Raw genomic sequence first — 16,285 nt, 5'->3', positions numbered from 1 at the left:
GACGGGGTGTGATCTTCTTCTCGGCGATAACACCCCGTCTCCGGACAATCAGCCCTGGAACCGATACTCTTCGAGCAGGCGGCGACCGATGATCATTTTCTGGATCTCGGCGGTACCCTCGCCGATCAGCAGCATCGGCGCCTCGCGGTACAGGCGCTCGATCTCGTACTCCTTGGAGAAGCCGTAGCCGCCGTGGATGCGGAAGGCGTCCTCGACGACCTCCTTGCAGTACTCGGAGGCCAGGTACTTGGCCATTCCGGCCTCCAGGTCGTTTCGCTCCCCGGAGTCCTTTTTGCGCGCGGCGTTCACCATCATCGCATGGGCGGCCTCGACCTTGGTGGCCATCTCGGCCAGCTTGAACTGAATGGCCTGGTGCTGGGCGATCTGCTTGCCGAAGGTGTGCCGCTGCTGGGCGTACTGAACACCCAGCTCGAAGGCGCGCTGGGCGACACCGCAGCCGCGCGCCGCGACGTTGACGCGGCCGACCTCGACGCCGTCCATCATCTGGTAGAAACCCCGGCCCGTGACGCCGCCGAGCACGCGGTCGGCCGGAACGCGTAGGCCGTCCATGATCAGCTCGGTGGTGTCGACGCCCTTGTACCCCATCTTGTCGATCTTGCCGGGGATGGTGAGACCGGGGCGGACCTCGCCGAAGCCGGGCTCCTTCTCCACCAGGAAGGTCGTCATGGACTTGTGCGGTGCGGTGCCCTCGGGGTGTCCTTCGTCACTCCGGACCAGAACGGCCACCAGCGAGGACGTTCCGCCGTTCGTCAGCCACATCTTCTGGCCGTTGAGGACGTACTCCTCGCCGTCCTTCACCGCCTTAGAGGTGATGGCCGACACGTCCGAGCCGAGCGCCGGCTCCGACATCGAGAACGCGCCCCGGATGTCGCCCGCCGCCATGCGCGGCAGGAAGTGGTCCTTCTGCTCTTGCGTGCCGTGCTGCTTGAGCATGTACGCCACGATGAAGTGCGTGTTGATGATCCCGGAGACCGACATCCAGCCACGGGCGATCTCTTCCACGCACAGCGCGTAGGTGAGCAGCGACTCGCCCAGGCCCCCGTACTCCTCGGGGATCATCAGACCGAAGAGGCCGAGTTCCCTCAGGCCGTCCACGATCTGCTGCGGGTACTCGTCGCGGTGCTCCAGCTCGGTGGCGACCGGGATGATCTCCTTGTCCACGAAGTCGCGGACGGTGGAGAGGATCTCCTGCTGGATGTCCGTCAGGCCGGCGGTCTGGGCGAGTCGGGCCATGGCCTACTTCTCCTGCTGCTTGAGTTCCGGGCGGCCCGGCTGCTCGCCGCCGCGCTCCTTGATGTACGTCTCGGTCGGCACCATGACCTTGCGGCGGAAGACGCACACCAGGGTGCCGTCCTGCTTGTAGCCCTTGGTCTCCACGTGCACGATCCCGCGGTCGTTCTTCGACTTCGACGGCCACTTGTCGAGCACGGTCGTCTCGCCGTAGATGGTGTCGCCGTGGAAGGTCGGCGCCACGTGCTTCAGCGACTCGATCTCCAGGTTGGCGATCGCCTTGCCGGACACGTCCGGCACCGACATGCCGAGCAGCAGCGAGTAGATGTAGTTGCCGACCACCACGTTCTTGCCGAAGTCCGTGGTGCTCTCGGCGTAGTTGGCGTCCATGTGGAGCGGGTGGTGGTTCATGGTGAGGAGGCAGAAGAGGTGGTCGTCGTACTCGGTGACCGTCTTGCCGGGCCAGTGCTTGTAGACGGCCCCGACCTCGAACTCCTCGTAGGTGCGCCCGAACTGCATGCTCACGCCTCCGGAATCTCGAACTTGCTGGTGCGCTGCATGCCGGCGGCGCGGCCCTTGCCCGCGATGACCAGGGCCATCTTGCGGCTGGCCTCGTCGATCATCTCGTCGCCGAGCATCGCCGAGCCCTTCTTGCCGCCCGCCTCGGAGGTGCAGTACTCGTAGGCGTCCAGGATCAGCTCGGCGTGGTCGTAGTCCTCCTGCGAGGGGGAGAAGACCTCGTTGGCGGCGTCCACCTGGCCGGGGTGCAGCACCCACTTGCCGTCGAAGCCGAGCGCGGCGGCGCGGCCGGCGACCTCGCGGAAGCCGTCCACGTTGCGGATCTGGAGGTAGGGGCCGTCGATCGCCTGGAGGTCGTTGGCGCGGGCGGCCATCAGGATCTTCATCAGGATGTAGTGGTAGGCGTCCGCCGGGTAGCCGGGCGGCTGCTCACCCACGACGAGCGACTTCATGTTGATCGACGCCATGAAGTCGGCGGGACCAAAGATGATCGTCTCGATACGCGGACTGGCCGACGCGATCTCATTGACGTTGTTGAGACCCTGGGCGTTCTCGATCTGGGCCTCGATGCCGATCCGGCCGACTTCGAAGCCCATCGTCTTCTCGATCTGCGTCAGCAGCAGGTCGAGCGCGACCACCTGCTGGGCGTTCTGCACCTTGGGCAGCATGATGCAGTCGAGGTTGGGGCCGGCGCCCTCGACCACCGTCACGACGTCGCGGTACGTCCACTCCGTCGTCCAGTCGTTGACCCGTACGACCCGCGTCTTGCCCGTCCAGTCGCCCTCGTTGAGGAACTTGACGATGGTGTGCCGCGCCTCCGGCTTGGCGAGCGGCGCGCACGCGTCCTCCAGGTCCAGGAAGACCTGGTCGGCGGGGAGACCCTGCGCCTTCTCCAGGAACCGCGGGTTGCTCCCCGGCACCGCCAGACAGGAGCGGCGCGGACGCAGACGGTTGACGGTCATGCGGGGACCTCCAGGGGGTCGAGCTTGTTCGCTGTGCGGATCTCGTCGACGATACGGCCGATGATTCCGGTGATGTCGAAGTCCTTCGGGGTGAACACGGCGGCCACGCCCGCCGACTTCAGCAGTTCGGCGTCGGCGTTCGGGATGATCCCGCCCGCGATCACCGGGATGTCGTGCGCCCCGGCCTCGCGCAGCCGGTCCAGCACGTCCGGCACCAACTGGGCGTGCGAGCCGGACAGGATGGACAGGCCGACCGCGTGCACGTCCTCCGCCAGGGCGGCGTCCACGATCTGCTCCGGGGTCAGCCGGATGCCCTGGTAGACCACCTCGAACCCGGCGTCACGGGCGCGTACGGCGATCTGCTCGGCGCCGTTGGAGTGCCCGTCCAGACCCGGCTTGCCCACCAGGAAGCGCAGCTTGCCCACGCCCAGGTCGCGCGCGGTGGCGTCCACCCGCGCCCGCACCCCGGCCATCGCGGACCCGGCCTCGGCGGGCACCGCCACCGGGGCGGAGGAGACGCCGGTCGGTGCCCGGTACTCGCCGAACACCTCGCGCAGCGCCCCCGCCCACTCGCCGGTCGTGACACCGGCGCGGGCGCACTCCAGGGTGGCCTCCATGAGGTTGTCCGTGCCCTTGGCGGCCTCCTTCAGCTTCTCCAGCGCCTTGCAGGGGCGCGGGTGGTTGAAGGGCGGCTGGTAGCGGGTGTCCCGCCAGGTGCCCAGGGCCTCGATCACCCGGTTCTCGACGGCCGGGTCGACCGTCTGGATCGCGGTGTCCAGATCGGCGGTGAGCGGGTTGGGCTCGGTCGTCTCGAAGATGTTGACGCCGATGATCTTCTCGTCGCCGGACTCGATCCGGGCCCGCCGCTCGGCGTGCGAGGCCACCAACTGGGCCTTGAGGTAGCCGGATTCGACGGCGGCCATCGCGCCGCCCATCTCCTCGATCCGGGCCATCTCGGCAAGTGAGTCGTCCACCAGGGCGGAGACCTTCTCCTCGATGACGTGGCTGCCGGCGAAGATGTCCTCGTACTCCAGCAGGTCGCTCTCGTGCGCCAGCACCTGCTGGATGCGCAGCGACCACTGCTGGTCCCAGGGGCGGGGCAGCCCCAGCGCCTCGTTCCAGGCGGGGAGCTGCACGGCACGGGCGCGGGCGTCCTTCGACAGCGTCACGGCCAGCATCTCCAGCACGATCCGCTGGACGTTGTTCTCCGGCTGCGCCTCTGTCAGACCGAGCGAGTTGACCTGGACGCCGTAGCGGAACCGGCGCTGCTTGGGGTTCTCGATGCCGTACCGCTCGCGGGTGACCTGGTCCCAGATGCGGCCGAACGCCCGCATCTTGCACATCTCCTCGACGAAGCGGACGCCCGCGTTGACGAAGAAGGAGATGCGCGCGACCACGTCGCCCATCCGCTCCTCGGGCACCTGGCCCGAGTCGCGCACCGCGTCCAGCACCGCGATGGCGGTGGACATGGCGTACGCGATCTCCTGGACCGGCGTGGCGCCGGCCTCCTGGAGGTGGTAGCTGCAGATGTTGATCGGGTTCCACTTGGGGATGTGGGACACCGTGTACGCGATCATGTCGGTCGTCAGCCGGAGCGAGGGTCCCGGCGGGAAGACGTGCGTCCCGCGCGAGAGGTACTCCTTGACGATGTCGTTCTGGGTCGTGCCCTGGAGCCGGGTGATGTCCACACCCTGCTCCTCGGCGACGACCTGATAGAGCGCCAGCAGCCACATGGCGGTCGCGTTGATCGTCATCGAGGTGTTCATCTGGTCCAGCGGGATGTCCTGGAACAGCCTGCGCATGTCACCCAGATGCGAGACGGGCACGCCGACCCGGCCGACCTCGCCGCGGGCGAGGATGTGGTCGGCGTCGTAGCCGGTCTGGGTGGGCAGGTCGAACGCCACCGACAGACCGGTCTGGCCCTTGGCGAGGTTGCGCCGGTACAGCTCGTTGGACGCCTCCGCCGTCGAGTGCCCGGCGTACGTCCGCATGAGCCACGGACGGTCCTTCTGACGCGCCTGCGGCGCCTGACGCTCTGTCACGTTTCGCTCCTCAGACGTTCCGGAAGCGGTTGATCGCGTCGATGTGCTCGGCGCGCAGCTCGGCGTCGCGCACGCCGAGGCCCTCCTCGGGGGCCAGGCACAGCACGCCGACCTTGCCCTGGTGGAGGTTGCGGTGCACGTCGTACGCGGCCTGGCCGGTGTCCTCCAGGGAGTACACCTTGGACAGCGTCGGGTGGATCTTGCCCTTGGCGATCAGGCGGTTGGCCTCCCACGCCTCGCGGTAGTTGGCGAAGTGGGAGCCGATGATGCGCTTGAGCGACATCCACAGGTAGCGGTTGTCGTACTCGTGCATGTAGCCAGAGGTCGAGGCGCAGGTGGTGATGGTGCCGCCCTTGCGGGTGACGAACACGCTGGCGCCGAAGGTCTCGCGGCCGGGGTGCTCGAAGACGATGTCGATGTCCTCGCCGCCGGTCAGCTCGCGGATGCGCTTGCCGAAGCGCTTCCACTCCTTGGGGTCCTGGGTCCGCTCGTCCTTCCAGAACTTGTAGCCCTCGGCGTTGCGGTCGATGATCGCCTCGGCGCCCATCGAGCGGCAGATGTCGGCCTTCTGGTCGCTGGAGACGACACAGATCGGGTTGGCGCCGCCGGCGAGGGCGAACTGGGTGGCGTACGAGCCGAGTCCGCCGCTCGCGCCCCAGATCAGCACGTTGTCGCCCTGCTTCATCCCGGCGCCGTTGCGCGAGACGAGCTGGCGGTAGGCGGTGGAGTTGACCAGGCCGGGGGCGGCGGCTTCCTCCCAGCTCAGGTGGCCGGGCTTCGGCATGAGCTGGTTGGACTTGACCAGCGCTATCTCCGCCAGCCCGCCGAAGTTGGTCTCGAAGCCCCAGATGCGCTGCTCGGGGTCGAGCATCGTGTCGTTGTGGCCGTCGGAGGACTCCATCTCGACGGACAGACAGTGCGCGACGACCTCGTCACCGGGCTTCCAGGCGTTGACGCCGGGGCCGGTGCGCAGGACCACGCCCGCGAGGTCGGAGCCGATGATGTGGTACGGCAGGTCGTGCCGCTTGGCCAGCTCGTTGGTGCGGCCGTAGCGCTCCAGGAACCCGAAGGTGGACAGCGGCTCGAAGATCGAGGTCCACACCGAGTTGTAGTTCACCGAGGAGGCCATGACGGCCACCAGGGCCTCGCCGGGGCCCAGCTCGGGCAGCGGCACCTCGTCGAGGTGGGTGGACTTGCGCGGGTCCTTGTCGCGGGTCTCCAGGCCCGCGAACATCTCCGTCTCGTCCTTGTGCACGGTGATCGCGCGGTACGACTCGGGCAGCGGGATGGCGGCGAAGTCGGCGGACGTGGCGTCCGACTGGATCGCGGCGAGGATGTCCTTCACGGTCACGGTATTGCCTCCGGCGGTGAACGCCCTTGAGGGAGGGGCGCTGGGGTTTCGTCGGTGCGGGAAGTGCGCTCGGGGGTGCGAGGGGTGTGCCGTCGGTTGGGCGGCGGGTGCTTCGGCGGCGCTTTGTGGCGCGGGAGGTTGCCTGTGACGCAGGCGTCCGGACGCGCGAGCCGGGTGGCTTGCGGGGACAGCCGACGCGCGGGATTTCGCTACGCGCCGGCCGTCCGGACACTCTCAACGTATGACACCGCGTGTCAGGCGGCAAGGCACTGAGTGCCAGAACTTCCTCTCACATGAAATCTTTACGTAACAAATGAGCGATGATCGATCGAACGGGCTCCGGAAGGCGCCAGAAAACAGGCCCGGACATGGCAAAACGGCCACCCCGAGGGGTGGCCGTCGTCACAGCGTCAGGCGCGCGCTCAGCGCTCCTTGAGCGCCTGCTCGATGGTGCGCATGACCTCGTCCAGCGGGGCGTCGGTACGGGCGACCGTCACCAGCACCTCGCCCTGCGCGGAGACCGTCGCCGGGGCGGCCGTGGACGTCGTGCTCCGGCCGGCCCCGATACCCGTGCCGAAGGTCCGGCGGACGATGGCGAAGGCGTGGTCGAGCTGCGCCTCCACGTCGCCCTGGCCGTCCGCGCGCAGCCAGCGCCGCAGCACGTGGTTGTGCGCGGTGACCACGGCGGACGCGGCGACCTCGGCCAGCAGCGGATCGTCGTTGGCGTCGTCGGCGTGCGCCCGCTCGTCGAAGTGGCCCAGCAGATAGCGGGTGAACAGCCGCTCGTAGCGGGCCACCGAGGCGATCTCCGCCTCCCGCAGCGTGGGCACCTCGCGGGTCAGCCGGTAGCGGGCCACCGAGATCTCCGGCTGGGCCGCGTACATCCGCATGACTTCCTTGATCCCGCGGCACACGGTGTCGAGCGGATGCTCGTGCGCCGGGGCCGCGTTGAGCACCGCCTCGGCCCGGATCAGGGTGTCGTCGTGGTCGGGGAAGATCGCCTCTTCCTTGGAGCGGAAGTGGCGGAAGAACGTGCGCCGCGCGACCCCGGCCGCCGCGGCGATCTCGTCCACGGTGGTCGCCTCGTACCCCTTGGACGCGAAGAGTTCCATCGCGGCCGCAGCCAGTTCCCGGCGCATCTTCAGCCGCTGGGCGGCGGCGCGGCCGCCCGCGGCGCTCTCCGGGGCGTCGGAGGCGGCGGATGTACGTGAGGACCTGACGGGCTGGGACATGACCCGAACGTACTGCATGGACGCGGTGCCACGCGCGGGTGCCGGGAGGCCGGGACTCCCGCCCCCGAAGTGGGCGGGGCCCCGGCCGGGCGGGGTCAGGCCGCCCGGTTCGAGCAGCCCGCCCCACTCCGGCCCGTCCCGGAGGCCGCCACCGTCAGCGGCGGGCATACTCGCGGAAGCCCCGGCCGGTCTTGCGGCCCAGGCAGCCCGCCGCCACCAGGTGCTCCAGCAGCGGCGCCGGGGCGAGACCCGGGTCGCGGAACTCGCGGTGGAGCACCTTCTCGATGGCCAGCGAGACGTCCAGACCGACCACGTCCAGCAGCTCGAACGGGCCCATCGGGTAGCCGCCGCCCAGCCGCATCGCCGCGTCGATGTCGTCCAGGGTCGCGTAGTGCTCCTCGACCATCTTGACCGCGTTGTTCAGGTACGGGAACAGCAGCGCGTTCACGATGAAGCCGGCGCGGTCGCCGCAGTCCACCGGGTGCTTGCCCAGTCGGGCGCAGACCTCGCGGACCGTGGCGTGGGTGTCGTCGGCCGTGAGCACCGTGCGCACCACCTCCACCAGCTTCATCGCCGGGGCCGGGTTGAAGAAGTGCATGCCGATCACGTCCTGCGGGCGCGAGGTGGCGCGGGCGCAGGCGACGACGGGCAGCGAGGAGGTGGTGGTGGCCAGGACCGCGCCCGGCTTGCAGACCTTGTCCAGCGCCTGGAAGAGCTGCCGCTTGACGTCCAGGTCCTCCGCGACCGCCTCCACGGCCAGGTCGACGTCCGCGAACGCCTCGTAGCCGCCCGCCGGGGTGATCCGCTCCAGCATCCCGGCCGCCGACTCGGCGGTCAGGCGGCCCTTGGCGACCGAGCGGTCCAGCGACTTGCCGACGCGGGCCTTGGCGGCCTCGGCCTTCTCCTCGCTGCGCGCGGCCAGGATCACCTCGAAGCCCGCCTTGGCGAACACCTCCGCGATGCCGGACGCCATCGTGCCGGACCCGGCCACGCCCACCGAGCGCACCGCACGGCCCGCCGTGGCGGCGCTGCCGGGCGCCGGGGTGAGGGCGTCCGGGACGGTCTCGGCGCTGCCCGGGGCCGCGTAGGTGTAGAAGCCGCGGCCCGCCTTGCGGCCGGTCAGGCCCGCCTGGCTGAGCTGCTTCAGGATCGGCGCCGGGGCGTGCAGCCGGTCGCGGGACTCGGCGTACATCGCCTCCAGGACGCGGCGGGCGGTGTCCACGCCGATCAGGTCCAGCAGGGCGAGCGGGCCCATCGGCAGACCGCAGCCCAGCCGCATCGCGGCGTCGATGTCCTCGCGGGAGGCGTAGCGCGCCTCGTACATCGCGGCGGCCTGGTTCAGATAGCCGAACAGCAGGCCGTCCGCGACGAATCCGGGGCGGTCGCCCACCGCGACCGGCTCCTTGCCCAGTTCGACCGCGAGGTCGGTGACGGCGGTGACCGCCTGCGGCGCGGTCAGCACCGAGGACACGACCTCCACCAGCTTCATCGCCTGCACGGGGTTGAAGAAGTGCAGGCCGAGGACGCGCTCGGGGCGCTTCGAACCGGCGGCGAGCCGGGTGACGGAGAGCGCGTTGGTGCCGGTGGCCAGAATCGCCTCCGGCCGCACCACGCGGTCGAGTTCGGCGAAGATCTGCTGCTTGATCTCGTACGACTCCGGGGCCACCTCGATCACCAGGTCGGCGTCGGCGGCCGCGGCGAGGTCGGTTCCGGTGGTGACCCGGTCCAGCAGGGCGGCGCGCTCGGGCTCGGTGAGCCGGCCGCGCTCGACGGCACGGGCGGTGGACTGCTCCAGCGCCTTGACGCACGTGGCGGCCTGGTCGGCGTCGATGTCGATGCCGACCACGGTGCGGCCGGCCCGCGCCAGGACCTCGGTGAGACCGGTGCCCATGGTGCCGAGACCGACCACGGCGATCGTCCGCAGCGGGGAGGGAGGGGTGTGGGACAGGGGAGTGGCCATCGCGGAACTCCAGGAAGAGTGGTGACGACGAGGAACGCGCCGCACGCGTGAGGACGCGTGCCGAAGCGCGGGGATGCGGGTGTTGCCGGGCTGCGAAGCGCACACGCCCGGTGCTGTCCTGTCGGGCGCGCACACGCCCAGGACGGACCAACTTGCCGACCGGCCCTGTCCCGGAGCCGGGTCGTGCTCTCGACGGTTGCGTCACCAGACCGTCGCCAGCCGAAGCGCGAGTGGGTAACTCGCTCGTCTGAGCTTAACCAGTGAGTAACGAGCGCGCCAGTGGCGGACGCCAACTCGGCTTTGTGATGTACCTCCCTTCACCGTCATCGCGCGCCTACGCTGGGTACGTGGACGAAGAGTTGCGAGTGCTCACCGAACGCTTACGGCGGGAGTCGCGGGGCGGCGCCGCCTACGAGAGGCTGGTGGGCACCGGGGACCACGACGAGCTGGCCGGTGTGCTGACCGCGCCCGGACAGCCGTTGTGGGCGCGGGAGTTGGCCGCCTACCGGCTGGGAATCGCCGGGGACCGGCGGGCGTTCGAGTCGTTGGTGCTGCTGCTCAACCACCGGGACCCGCCCCGGTGTGCGGCGGCGGCCGAGGCGCTGGCCGTGCTCGGGGACCCGCGTACCGCGCGGGCGGCCGCCGCGCTCGCCACCAACGAACTACGGGTCGCCTACGCGCTGCAACCGGTACGCCTCCTCGTCCGGTTGCGGGCTCCCGAGTCGGTTCCCGCACTCATCACCACCCTCGAACGCCGCCTCCGCCCCCACGACCCCTACCGCCGGGTCGCCCTCGCCTGCGTGGAGGGCCTCGGCACCCTGGCCGACCCGCGCGCGAAGCGGGTACTGACAGAGGCGCTGGCCCACCCGCCCCTGGCCAAGGCCGCCGTGACCGCCCTGGGACGCATCCCCCGTCAGCAGCAGCGGAGTTGAGCCCGGCCTCAGTGGCGGAAGCCCAGTAGGCCGTGGAGGGTTGAGCCCTTTGAGGCGGCCGGGGCCGTTTTGGCGGCCAGGGGTTTGGGGGCGGGGGACTTGTCGCAGACCGCGTCCACCTCGCCTCGCCCGCGCGGGACCGTGCCGTCGGTGAGGTAGGCGGTGAGGTGGTCGTCCAGACAGGAGTTGCCGGTCAGGGTGACGCCGTGGTTGCCGCCGCCCTGCTCGACGACCAGGCTGGAGTGGGCCAGGAGCCGGTGGGCCATCACACCGCCCGAGTACGGGGTCGCCGCGTCGTCCGTGGCCTGGAAGAGCAGCGCCGGGGGGAGCTTGCCGTTGGCGATGTTGACCGGCTCGCGCGGGGGCGTGGGCCAGAACGCGCAGGGTGCGTTGTACCAGGCGTTGTTCCAGGTCATGAAGGGCGACTTGCGGTGGGCCGCCCAGGTCTCCCGCGACCAGCGGCGCCAGTCGCGCGGCCAGGGCGCGTCCCGGCACTGCACGGCTGTGTAGACGCTGTAGTTGTTGGCACCGCCCGCGTCGACGGCGGCGAAGTTCTCGTACGCCTGCTCCAGCGGCCCGGTGTCCTTGTCGTGGACCCAGGAGGCCAGCGCCTCGGCGAGGTAGGGCCAGTAGCCGTCGTAGTAGCCGCCCGGCATGTAGGTGTCCTCCAGCTCGGCGGCGCCCACCTCGCCGCCCGCCGGGTCCTTCGCCAGCGCGGCCCGCATCGTGTACCAGTCGGCCTCGATCCGCGCGGGGTCGGTGCCCAGGCCGTACGCCTCGTCGTGCGCGGCGATCCAGGCCATCAGGGCCTTGTGACGGGCGTCGAAGGCGTGGTCCTGGGTGAGGTTGTCCTCGTACCAGACGCCGGTCGGGTTCACGATCGAGTCCAGCACCAGCCGGTGCACCCGCGCCGGGAAGAGCTTGGCGTAGACCGCGCCCAGGTAGGTGCCGTAGGAGTAGCCGAGGTAGCTGAGGCGGTCGGCGCCCAGGGCCGCGCGGACCGACTCCAGGTCACGGGCGGCGGAGACGGTGTCGATGTACGGCAGCACGTCCGCGTGCGCCTTGCCGCAGGCGGCGGCGAAGGACCGCACCCGGTCCAGGTTCCGCCGCTCCAGCTCGGGCGTGGCCGGAACGGTGTCGGGGCGTACCGGCTCGAAGTGGTCCGGGGCGCAGTTCAGCGCCGGGGTGCTCTTGCCGACGCCGCGCGGGTCGAAGCCGATGACGTCGTACTGCCCGGCCACCTTCGCGGGCAGTGCGGAGGCGATGTACCCGGCGAGGGTGAGCCCGCTGCCGCCGGGGCCGCCGGGATTGACCAGCAGGGGGCCCTGGGAGGTCTTCGCGGTGTGCGGGACGCGGGACAGGGCGAGGGAGATCTGCCGCCCGGCCGGCCGGGCGTGGTCCAGCGGGACCTTCAGGGAGGCGCACTGGAGGGTCGGGTAGTCGCCGGTGCCGCAGTCCTTCCAGGTCAGGCCCGGCGCGGCAGGGGCGGGGGCGGCCTGGACGGGCTGGGCGGTGGCCGAGGCCGCCAGCAGGACGGCCGTCGCGCCCAGCACGGCTGCGCGTGTTCTCATGCGTGGCAACTCCACGGGACGGAGGATGGCGCGGACCGCGGGGGCTGCGGTCCTCGCGGCATCGTCCCTGCGATCCCCGTCCCCTTCGGCGCGTTCGCCCCGTACTTGACCCGAACGGGTCGCCGGATGCCCTCGAACGCCCTCACATCAGGGTGAGCTGCGTCGGCTCCGGCTCCGCCGGCCGCTCGTCGGGCCGGGCCGGGCGGATGCGCCGGCCGGCGCCCGCGCGGGTCGGCCCGATGCCGTAATCCCGTGCCAGCTCGTGCACCTGGCGGGTGACCCGGCGCTGGTACCAGGTGGGGGCGTAGGAGCCGCCCGCGTACAGCCGCTGGTAGCGGGTCACCAGGTGCGGGTGGTGCTCGGCGAGCCAGCTCATGAACCACTCCCGCGCGCCGGGCCGCAGATGCAGCACCAGTGGGGTCACCGAGGTGGCCCCCGACTCCGCGATCGCGCGGACGGTGTCGCGGAGCTGACCGGGCTGGTCGCTGAGGAAGGGGATCACCGGGGCCATCAGCACCGCGCAGCCGATGCCGTGCTCGCCGAGCGTGCGCACCACGTCCAGCCGCCGCTCGGGCGCCGGGGTGCCCGGCTCGACCGTGCGCCACAGGGCCGGGTCGGTGAAGCCCACGGAGACCGAGATGCCGACGTCGGTGACCTCGGCCGCGCGCACCAGCCGGTCCAGGTCGCGCAGGATCAGCGTGCCCTTGGTGAGGATGGAGAACGGGTTGGCCCGCTCGGTGAGGGCGTCGATGATCCCCGGCATCAGCCGGTACCGGCCCTCCGCCCGCTGGTAGCAGTCCACGTTGGTGCCCATCGCCACGTGCTCCCCGCCCCAGCGCGGCGAGGCCAACTGGCGGCGCAGCACCTCGGGCGCGTTGACCTTGACCACGATCTGCGAGTCGAAGCCGAGTCCGGTGTCCAGGTCGAGATAGCTGTGCGTCTTGCGGGCGAAGCAGTACACACAGGCGTGCGAGCAGCCCCGATAGGGGTTCACCGTCCATTCGAACGGCATCCGGGACGCGCCCGGCACCCGGTTCAGGATCGACCGCGCCCGTACCTCGTGAAAGGTGATGCCGCGAAACTCCGGCGTGTCGAAGGTACGGGTCACCACGGCGTCCGCGCCGAACAGCGCGCCGTCGGGGGTCCGGCCGTGACCACCGGACTCGTCGGTCAGGTTCTCCCAGCGCATGACGCCTCCTCGGTAGCTCGTTCCCCAGAATAGAACATCTGTTCCCATGATCGGGGGAACCCCGATTTGGAGCCGGGATGCCGGGGTGGTTGGCTGATCCGAAACGCTGGAAAACTGGTCGTGGAGGAGAGCGATGGCGCAGGTCGAGGCCACTACGGAACGAGTCATCGCGGCGAACGCCGACAGGGTGTTCGACGCGCTGACCGACTACCGGACCACCCGCCCGAAGCTGCTCCCCGAGCACTTCAGCGAGTACGAGGTCCGCGAGGGCGGCGACGGCGCGGGCACCCTCGTCCACTGGAAGCTGCAGGCCACCAGCAAGCGCGTGCGCGACTGCCTGCTGGAGGTCAGCGAGCCCACCCCCGGCGAGCTGGTCGAGAAGGACCAGAACTCCACCATGGTCACCACCTGGCGCGTCACCCCTGCCGACGAGGGCCGCTCCCGTGTCGTGGTGACCACCACCTGGAAGGGCGCCGGCGGCATCGGCGGCTTCTTCGAGCGCACCTTCGCCCCCAAGGGCCTGGGCCGCATCTACGACTCGGTGCTCGACCGGCTCGCCGCGCAGGTCGAGAGCTGATCGCTCCGAATACCGGCCGGTGCGGGGAGCGTTGATCCTTTCACCGCTCCCCTCACCGGTTCGGGTGATCTCCGCCGAGACCGGATTCATGCCGTAACTCGCCGTATGTGTTCGCAGTTGTCGCGTAACGCGGGATGTGCGACAGGTGTGAGCGAGGGGAGCGGTACGTGGGCGGAACGACGCTGGTGTGCGAGGAGCCGGTCGCCGAGGCGGTGCCGGCTCCGGTCGAACACCTGGACCCACCACCCGCTCCGGAACCCGAACTCGGCGCGCGCCAGGTGCGGTTGGTCTTCGTCGGGCTGATGCTCGCGCTGCTGCTGGCCGCCCTCGACCAGATGATCGTGGCCACCGCGCTGCCGAAGATCGTCGGCGAGCTGCACGGCCTGGACAAGATGTCCTGGGCGATCACCGCCTATCTGCTGACCTCCACCATCGGCCTGCCGCTCTACGGCAAGCTCGGCGATCTCTTCGGCCGCAAGGGCGTCTTCCAGTTCGCCATCCTGGTCTTCGTGATCGGCTCCGCCCTCGCCGGGCGGGCGCAGAGCATGGACCAGATGATCGCCTTCCGCGCGGTGCAGGGCATCGGCGCGGGCGGCCTGATGATCGGCGTGCAGGCGATCATCGCGGACATCGTGCCGCCCCGGCAGCGCGGCCGTTACATGGGCCTGATCGGCGCCGCCTTCGGCCTCGCCTCCGTCGCCGGACCGCTGCTCGGCGGCTACTTCACCGACCATCTCTCCTGGCGCTGGTGCTTCTACATCAACGTCCCCTTCGGCCTGGTCACCCTCGCCGTGGTCGCCGCCGTGCTGAAGCTGCCCAAGCCCGGGAAGCGTGCCCGGCTCGACGTGCCCGGCGCGCTGCTGCTCGCCGCCGCCTCGACCTGCCTGGTGCTGCTGACCAGTTGGGGCGGGACCGAGTACGCCTGGGGCTCGCGCGAGATCATCGGCCTCGGCGCGGGTGCGCTGGCCGCCGTGGTCCTCTTCGTCGTGGCTGAACGGTTCGCCGCCGAACCCCTCATCCCGCTGCGGCTGTTCCGGGACTCCGTCTTCAACATCACCGGCCTGGTCGGACTGGTCATCGGCGTCGCCCTGTTCGGCGCGGCCAGCTATCTGCCGACCTTCCTCCAGATGGTCGACGGGGCCAGCGCCACCGAGTCCGGGCTGCTGATGCTGCCCATGATGGCGGGCATCGTCGGCGCCTCCATCGTCGGCGGCCAGCTCATCAGCCGCACCGGCCGCTACAAGGTCTACCCGGTGGTGGGCGCCGCGCTCGCCGCGCTCGGCATGTGGCTGCTGTCCCGGCTGGAGGTCGACACCCCCCGGCTGTCCTACAGCGTCTGGATGGCCGTCCTCGGCACCGGCATCGGCCTGGTCATGCCGGTCCTGGTGCTCGCCGTGCAGAACTCCGTGCGCCCCGCCGACCTCGGCACCGCCACCAGCGCCAACAACTACTTCCGGCAGATCGGCGGCAGCGTCGGCGCCGCCATCTTCGGCACCCTCTTCGCCGACCGGCTCACCGACGCCCTGCGCGAGGACCTCCCGCCGGACGCCTCGGCCGCGCTGCCCGACCCCGAGGCGATCACCCCGCAGCTCGTGCACGCGCTGCCCCCGGCGCTGCGGGACGCCTACATCCACGCCTACGCCGACGCGATGCCCCGGATCTTCCTGTACCTGGTGCCGGTGCTCGTCCTCGGTCTGATCATCGCCTTCTTCCTCAAGGAGAAACCCCTGGTGTCCCAGCACGCCCCCACCGCCACCGACCCGGACACCGTGCCGGGCATCCCCGTACCGCCCCAGGCCCGCGTGCCGCACACCGCCGGGATCGCGGTCTGCGGCACCGTCCAGCACCCCGACGGCACCGTGGTGCCCCGCGCCGCGCTCACCCTCATCGACGTCGGCGGGGTGCAGATCGGCCGGGGCGCCAGCGGCGACGACGGCCGTTACGCGCTCGCCACCCCCGGCGCCGGCTCCTACGTGCTCATCGCGGCGGCCGGCGGCCACCAGCCGCAGGCCGTCTCCGTCACCGTCGGTGAACGCCCCGTCGAACTGGACGTGGTCCTCGGCGGCGCCGGACGCCTCGCGGGCGCCGTGCTCACCGCCGACGGCAGCCCCGTACGCGACGCCACCGTCACGCTCACCAACGTGCACGGCGAGGTCGTCGCCGCCACCCGCAGCGGGCGTGAGGGCGGGTACGTCATCGGCGAGCTGGTCGCGGGGGAGTACACCCTCGCCGCCAGCGCCCCCGCCTTCCGCCCCGCCGCCCTCCCGGTCACCGTCCAGGCGTCCCGCGAGACCCGGCAGGACGTCGAACTCGCGGGCGGAGCCGTGCTCAAGGGCACCGTCCGGGCCGGAGGCGGGCGCGCCGTGGAGGACGCGCGGGTGACCCTGCTCGACGCGGCCGGGAACGTCGTCGACACCCTCACCACGGGCCCCGACGGCACCTTCCGCTTCGTCGACCTCTCCTCCGGCGAGTACACCGTCATCGCGGCCGGATACCCGCCGGTCGCCACCGTCCTCCAGGTCGCGGGCGGCGGCCGCACCGAGCGTGACCTGCAACTGGGGCACGAGGACTGAGGGTTGTCAGCCCTCTCGACCCAACGGGGATCTCGGGGGACGGAATTCACGGTTTGCCACACATGGCGACGTGACTCCCCCGTACGGTAGTGGCGGGCGGCATTGATCGTTCGCGTACAGCCGTGG

At 70.7% G+C, this 16,285-nt stretch carries 12 protein-coding genes; 3 read left to right on the top strand and 9 right to left on the bottom strand.

The annotated features are described in order from the left end of the window. Window positions 1-48 precede the first annotated feature (48 nt). The 7 genes from ACZ3HQ_RS13255 to ACZ3HQ_RS13225 form a co-directional block, all read right to left on the bottom strand. Window positions 49-1,254, bottom strand: coding sequence for an acyl-CoA dehydrogenase family protein (locus ACZ3HQ_RS13255; RefSeq protein ID WP_467510306.1), 1,206 nt, complete (start codon window positions 1,252-1,254; stop codon window positions 49-51). 3 nt (window positions 1,255-1,257) lie between these two features. Next, window positions 1,258-1,770: a MaoC family dehydratase gene (locus tag ACZ3HQ_RS13250; protein WP_361113603.1), complete on the bottom strand. Its 513-nt coding sequence runs from the start codon at window positions 1,768-1,770 to the stop codon at window positions 1,258-1,260. A 2-nt stretch (window positions 1,771-1,772) separates the two neighbouring features. Next, the gene (locus ACZ3HQ_RS13245; protein WP_467510304.1) at window positions 1,773-2,732 is read right to left on the bottom strand and encodes an HpcH/HpaI aldolase/citrate lyase family protein; all 960 of its coding nucleotides are present in this window, start codon (window positions 2,730-2,732) and stop codon (window positions 1,773-1,775) included. Beyond that, on the bottom strand, window positions 2,729-4,774 hold the full coding sequence (locus tag ACZ3HQ_RS13240) for a protein meaA (RefSeq protein ID WP_467510302.1): 2,046 nt from the start codon (window positions 4,772-4,774) through the stop codon (window positions 2,729-2,731). Before ACZ3HQ_RS13240 ends, ACZ3HQ_RS13245 begins: the two co-directional genes overlap by 4 nt. A gap of 10 nt (window positions 4,775-4,784) precedes the next feature. Next, window positions 4,785-6,125: a crotonyl-CoA carboxylase/reductase gene (ccrA, locus tag ACZ3HQ_RS13235; RefSeq protein ID WP_037855229.1), complete on the bottom strand. Its 1,341-nt coding sequence runs from the start codon at window positions 6,123-6,125 to the stop codon at window positions 4,785-4,787. A gap of 422 nt (window positions 6,126-6,547) precedes the next feature. Next, complete coding sequence (locus tag ACZ3HQ_RS13230; RefSeq protein WP_467510301.1) at window positions 6,548-7,357, bottom strand: TetR family transcriptional regulator; 810 nt, start codon at window positions 7,355-7,357, stop codon at window positions 6,548-6,550. A 154-nt stretch (window positions 7,358-7,511) separates the two neighbouring features. After that, entirely contained in the window at window positions 7,512-9,317 is a 1,806-nt protein-coding gene (locus tag ACZ3HQ_RS13225; protein WP_467510300.1) for a 3-hydroxyacyl-CoA dehydrogenase family protein, read from the bottom strand. 347 nt (window positions 9,318-9,664) lie between these two features. Between ACZ3HQ_RS13225 and ACZ3HQ_RS13220 the strand changes: the two genes are divergently transcribed. After that, the gene (locus ACZ3HQ_RS13220; protein ID WP_467510299.1) at window positions 9,665-10,249 is read left to right on the top strand and encodes an adenylosuccinate lyase; all 585 of its coding nucleotides are present in this window, start codon (window positions 9,665-9,667) and stop codon (window positions 10,247-10,249) included. A gap of 8 nt (window positions 10,250-10,257) precedes the next feature. On the opposite strand, the gene ACZ3HQ_RS13215 is transcribed toward ACZ3HQ_RS13220, so the two are convergent. Both ACZ3HQ_RS13215 and ACZ3HQ_RS13210 read right to left on the bottom strand, forming a co-directional pair. Further along, on the bottom strand, window positions 10,258-11,820 hold the full coding sequence (locus tag ACZ3HQ_RS13215; RefSeq protein ID WP_467510297.1) for an alpha/beta hydrolase: 1,563 nt from the start codon (window positions 11,818-11,820) through the stop codon (window positions 10,258-10,260). Window positions 11,821-11,962: 142 nt separating this feature from the next. Next, entirely contained in the window at window positions 11,963-13,009 is a 1,047-nt protein-coding gene (locus tag ACZ3HQ_RS13210; RefSeq protein ID WP_467510295.1) for an Rv2578c family radical SAM protein, read from the bottom strand. A gap of 133 nt (window positions 13,010-13,142) precedes the next feature. Here ACZ3HQ_RS13210 and ACZ3HQ_RS13205 point away from each other — a divergent pair, with 133 nt between their 5' ends. Both ACZ3HQ_RS13205 and ACZ3HQ_RS13200 read left to right on the top strand, forming a co-directional pair. Next, window positions 13,143-13,586 carry an SRPBCC family protein gene (locus ACZ3HQ_RS13205; RefSeq protein ID WP_366569835.1) on the top strand — a complete coding sequence of 148 codons (444 nt, stop codon included), beginning with the start codon at window positions 13,143-13,145 and terminating at the stop codon, window positions 13,584-13,586. Between the two features lie 167 nt (window positions 13,587-13,753). Beyond that, window positions 13,754-16,159 (top strand): MFS transporter, encoded by a 2,406-nt coding sequence (locus tag ACZ3HQ_RS13200; protein WP_467510293.1) that lies wholly within the window; start codon window positions 13,754-13,756, stop codon window positions 16,157-16,159. Window positions 16,160-16,285 lie beyond the last annotated feature (126 nt).

This window comes from Streptomyces sp. NPDC018263, assembly GCF_055562575.1.
Note: the sequence above shows the minus strand (reverse complement) of the source record. Positions and strands in the feature narration are given on the sequence as shown.

Coding starts and splice junctions, on each gene's coding strand:
- ACZ3HQ_RS13255 (WP_467510306.1), bottom strand. CDS start 1,254: ATGGCCCGACTCGCCCAGACCGCCGGCCTGACGGACATCCAGCAGGAG.
- ACZ3HQ_RS13250 (WP_361113603.1), bottom strand. CDS start 1,770: ATGCAGTTCGGGCGCACCTACGAGGAGTTCGAGGTCGGGGCCGTCTAC.
- ACZ3HQ_RS13245 (WP_467510304.1), bottom strand. CDS start 2,732: ATGACCGTCAACCGTCTGCGTCCGCGCCGCTCCTGTCTGGCGGTGCCG.
- ACZ3HQ_RS13230 (WP_467510301.1), bottom strand. CDS start 7,357: ATGTCCCAGCCCGTCAGGTCCTCACGTACATCCGCCGCCTCCGACGCC.
- ACZ3HQ_RS13225 (WP_467510300.1), bottom strand. CDS start 9,317: ATGGCCACTCCCCTGTCCCACACCCCTCCCTCCCCGCTGCGGACGATC.
- ACZ3HQ_RS13215 (WP_467510297.1), bottom strand. CDS start 11,820: ATGAGAACACGCGCAGCCGTGCTGGGCGCGACGGCCGTCCTGCTGGCG.
- ACZ3HQ_RS13210 (WP_467510295.1), bottom strand. CDS start 13,009: ATGCGCTGGGAGAACCTGACCGACGAGTCCGGTGGTCACGGCCGGACC.
- ACZ3HQ_RS13205 (WP_366569835.1), top strand. CDS start 13,143: ATGGCGCAGGTCGAGGCCACTACGGAACGAGTCATCGCGGCGAACGCC.